Origin of the sequence: Flavobacterium sp., from assembly GCF_035760125.1 — a bacterium.
In the GTDB taxonomy this organism is placed as follows: Bacteria; Bacteroidota; Bacteroidia; order Flavobacteriales; family Flavobacteriaceae; genus Flavobacterium.
In genome coordinates this window covers 1-4362 of record NZ_DASTTN010000474.1, presented here as the reverse complement: position 1 = coordinate 4362, position 4362 = coordinate 1, and the positions used below count along the sequence as shown (strand labels likewise).

Annotated in this window: 6 protein-coding genes; all 6 read right to left on the bottom strand. The window is 33.1% G+C overall.

The genetic code is table 11. From position 1 onward, the window contains the following. Positions 1 to 137, bottom strand: a 137-nt coding sequence (locus tag VFS71_RS16900) for a DUF4133 domain-containing protein (protein ID WP_326402759.1), incomplete at its 3' end; no start/stop codon positions are given. Positions 138 to 183: 46 nt separating this feature from the next. Then, complete coding sequence (locus VFS71_RS16895; protein ID WP_326402758.1) at positions 184 to 522, bottom strand: DUF4134 domain-containing protein; 339 nt, start codon at positions 520 to 522, stop codon at positions 184 to 186. Between the two features lie 133 nt (positions 523 to 655). Further along, complete coding sequence (locus VFS71_RS16890) at positions 656 to 1132, bottom strand: hypothetical protein (protein WP_326402756.1); 477 nt, start codon at positions 1130 to 1132, stop codon at positions 656 to 658. Positions 1133 to 1336: 204 nt separating this feature from the next. Further along, a complete protein-coding gene (locus tag VFS71_RS16885; protein WP_326402754.1) occupies positions 1337 to 2536 on the bottom strand; it encodes a hypothetical protein in 1200 nt (399 codons plus the stop codon). A 38-nt stretch (positions 2537 to 2574) separates the two neighbouring features. Beyond that, entirely contained in the window at positions 2575 to 3462 is an 888-nt protein-coding gene (locus VFS71_RS16880) for a helix-turn-helix transcriptional regulator (RefSeq protein ID WP_326402752.1), read from the bottom strand. A 306-nt stretch (positions 3463 to 3768) separates the two neighbouring features. Next, positions 3769 to 4362: hypothetical protein (locus tag VFS71_RS16875; RefSeq protein WP_326402751.1), on the bottom strand; the 594-nt coding region annotated here is incomplete at its 5' end.

Below are 4362 nucleotides of genomic sequence, written 5' to 3'. Positions count from 1 at the left end.
ATAATGTACATCACTGCAAAAAGAATCATCAAAACAACCACTCCTCCACCTAAATACCAAATATACTGTGCTTTGAGACCTTTAAATTCAATACTTTGATTAATACCTTTATTGATTTGATATACGCTATTACTCATAATTATTTTCTTATCCGTTTTTAATGAAATCCATCACTTACGTTCTTTAGACCCCAAAGAAAGATTTGATTACTGTAGCAACCACCACTAAAAAAACGCAACTTCCAAACCAGGCAGCTGCAACTTTTCCGGTATCGGGATCACCTGCATTCCATTTTTGATAAACCTTTACTGCCCCTATTAACCCCAGTAAAGCCCCCACCGCATACATAAGTTCTGTCCCAGCGTCAAAGTAGCTTCTTACCTTTTGATTGGCTTCATTTATCCCGGCTATTCCATCCTGTGCATGAGCTGTAAAAAAGCCCACAAACAATAATAGTAAAACACAAGCCAATCGTACTTTTTCCCTTCCTGTTTTCTTTAAATCCCAGCCACACTTTTCCATAATACATTTCTCTAAAGATTAAATTTATTGTTGATATAAAGCAGAGGAATACCGCTGTTGCTTAACTCTTTTTCTATCACATTTCGCCACACCGCACCAGAGCGAACAGGGATATTTCCTCCACCATATTTCATTAAATGATCTCATCCCACAAACCATCCACTTCGGCATAAGTTAAAATCATCTGTGGGTGTTTAGCACATTCTGAGACCATTAGTTCATTAATGGTCTTACGCAAAGTAGAATTCTTTACATTAGGATATGCGTCAAGAAGTAGGATTAAGCAATTTTGAAGAGCTTCTTTGGATAAGCTCATTTGAGAACTTTCACTTATGCCATTAATAAGTTGATCTGACAATACTTCTGCATCCTCTAAAGTACTTAACAATTCTGAGGAAGATAAAGATTCCGGTATATCCTCTTCATTTGTTTCAAACCGAAATGGCTTTGATCTATTACCCCTTAATGCAGGGGATTTTATATTTAGATTTCCCGATACAATTTGTTTGAGTTCCTTGTAGTAAAAACGGACCCCTAAAAACGTATACCAAACCAAAATCAATACCCCAATTGCAATACAATAATTACCCCACGAAATATTTCTAAACATAACTTCTTATTTAATAGTTCAACTTCCTCTCATATCTTCTGTAAAACAACAATCAAATGAATTAATTTATTTTACTGATCAAAGGAACAATTAGAAACCTTCGCCTACAAGTACAACTTATGACTGTACCCCCTCGTACCTGCCGTCTGACAACTAAAAATCAGTGATTTAGGGATGATTATATTTTAAGATCATTAAGGACACTTAGTAGGTCTTTATCTTTTTTATTATTTTCTCCAGAGTCTGAATAGCAATTTCTTTGTCCCTTTCTTCAGCATTATAGGACTTACTTCTCACTGATTGATACGACAGATCTTTTTTAAAAGGTGTTGAAAGATGCGGAACAATCGTTTTAAACACTTGGCTCATTGATCTGGCTTTCACAATCCTCGATTCATCCGTTGCCCTTAGGATCAGCCCCATTTGATCTGTGGATAAAATACACTCAATTTTATTCTCTTCCAGAATAATTCCACCGACAGGCTTTGTCACAGAATCAGTTTTTGATTCCTGTGTGAATTCCATTCCTTTTTTTAAATACGCAATTTCATGCTTAAACCAATTATTCAAAATCTCTTTTATGTTTTGTTGGCTAGGCTCAAACATAATTTTGTCATTGGAATAAAGTTGTCTAAACTCCTTAAAATGCCACAATAACTTGGTCATTCTTTCTGCTGTACTTTCTTGATTATCCACATCACTTAGTATTCGACTAATCAAAGAATTAACATACTCTAAACAATTGAAATTAAGACCAATTAACAAAACATCAAATGAGCTATAAACACTTAAAGTATTTTCAAAATCATTAAAACTTTCCAAGTTTTTCAATAACTCTTTTTGATAAAGAATTTGCCGGTACGTGATTTTGTAACCTCTGTCAAATTTTACCAATTTATAAAGAACAGCCAGTACTATTTCCATCACATTGCCATGAATCCCATTGCTGATTTTTTTTCCTCTTATCTTATCTACCTTTAGCTCCAGCTCCTTTCTTGCAACGATAAGATAGGTAATCGGTACTCGTTCATCGAGATTTAAATAATTCGAAAAACGGGTTTCCACAAAAAAAAGAAGTTCATCTAAGCTATTGATTATCCCATCGATAATAACTGATACACCAGAGCCTTGAAATAGATCATTATTCCGGTTCTCAATTACATTATCCAAAAGGAAGATAAGGGTAGAATGATACTTTCTTATCAAAAGCCGAATTTCTCTTTTCTTTCGTAAAGAATATACCTCATTCTTGAGTTGAACCTGAATCTTATTTGATTCTTCAGAAATATTTTCCGAAATAAGCGATAAGTCACTTGCCGATATAATGTTGCCAGTTGTATTCTTTGGATTGAAAGTTTGCAATATCAAAGAATCTAGCCATTCTAAGGGGTATATTTTTATCATCATGCTATTGTTTTAATTTACAATTAAAGACAAGAAAACTAGCGACTTTTTAACCTCTCGATAGTGTTCGAACGATATTCAGATGGTGTAAAAGAAGTGTATCTTTTAAAAAACACACTAAAACTGGAGGCATTACTGAACTCTAATTCTTCAGCAATTATAACAATTGGGAATTGGGAATCCTCAAGCAAATTTTTAGCCTCAGCAATGATTGCTTCCACTATTAAAATTTTAACTGGCTTAGCAGTCACTTGCTTCACTATTTTATTCAAATAACCCGGAGTGACAAATAAAGCGCCGGCATAAAACGACACACTGTGCTGTCTTTTACAGTGAATGGCCAGTGTCGTCAGAAATTGAATGGACAAGCTTTCCTTTCTACTGAAGTTTAATAAGGTCTCAGAAGTATATTTGGAATAAATAAATCGTAATTCATGCAGAAATAAATTAAAACTTATACGCTGTAGTTCAAAATCAAAACAATTTCTCTTCGCATCTTTATTTATATAATAAATCAGTTTATAAATAAGGGATAGTACCGAAAAATCCTTTTCCTCCAAAGCAATTTTCATTGACTCCTTCCTGACAAAAAAATAAAAGGAGTCGACTAGTTCTTTCCTCAGACAATTTTCAACGGCAAATTCAGAAGAAAAAGAAATCAAAAATAACTGCAATTTTTCCTGTACTTCTAATAAAGTGCAGAAAGAATTTTTAGGTATAACAATTAGATCACGCGCAGTCAGATCCTGAATAGCCTCTTTTAACTGAAATTTAAAGTTGCCTGATTTAATTAATAAGATAGATAAATTGTTAACTGTAAAAGATTCATTAAAAGAAGTTTTAACAATATATTTTTTAATTATGCGAATATCTAAACCTACAATAGGCAAATCCTTTAATTCAATGTTTACTAATTCTTTTATCATGATCTTAAGCTCAAAAATTGATCAAAATGGAAATAAGTGAATTATGGTTTGTCTTTAAAAGAATTTCTTATCAATACATATGACAAAAAATAGATATTTAATAGTGTGCTGATATAAAGAAGATACGCCAAACCTCGTGACTGACATGTTTTTCTATAACCATTTAGCATATAGCCCGTTATTTCATCATAGCTAAAAAGATCTATGATGAAATAAAGGCTAACCAAATTAAAAATGATCAGAAATAAATAAAAAATGATTCGTAGTTTCATTTCAAAATAGACCAAAATTAATCAGCTGCAAAATTTAAATCAACTGGTGCAACAGCGCTATTATGGAAATAATGGAAACTTGATTGCTTTTAAAGAAAGGTTTTGCCATCTTACTGCCTACCGACGTTTCCCAGTCGCGGTCTTTGCGTTCGGACTCAGAATAAAGAGAATATCTAGATATTGAAGTAACAGTTAAGATGGTGTCTTTATCGTCAGCAGAAAATGTCTGATTTAAAATAACTGTGTTTTCGTAGGAAACAATAAAATTATAATTGACATCAAATTCTAGCTGTCTTCGGCTAATTAAATTTTGCAGAAAAACAATAAGGTCTGTTTTTGCAGCCGATCCCAGCGAACTGCTCTGTACAATGCTTACCATCATATTATCGGGATCTGACATAATAGACTGGACAATATCATCATTAAACACTATTATACTTTTACTTGTAATGGTCTTTGAACCCATTTTTGCAGAAACAAACTTAATTTGGCTGGTAATTTCATCAATTGAGTTTGGAAACCTATTTTTCAAGTGATATAGCTCAAGCGCTTCATAGAATGTTTTCCCCTTCAAATCCAAGGGATTTGCCATATTTTCTGGAGCCTTAGAAATATTTGACACCAAAGA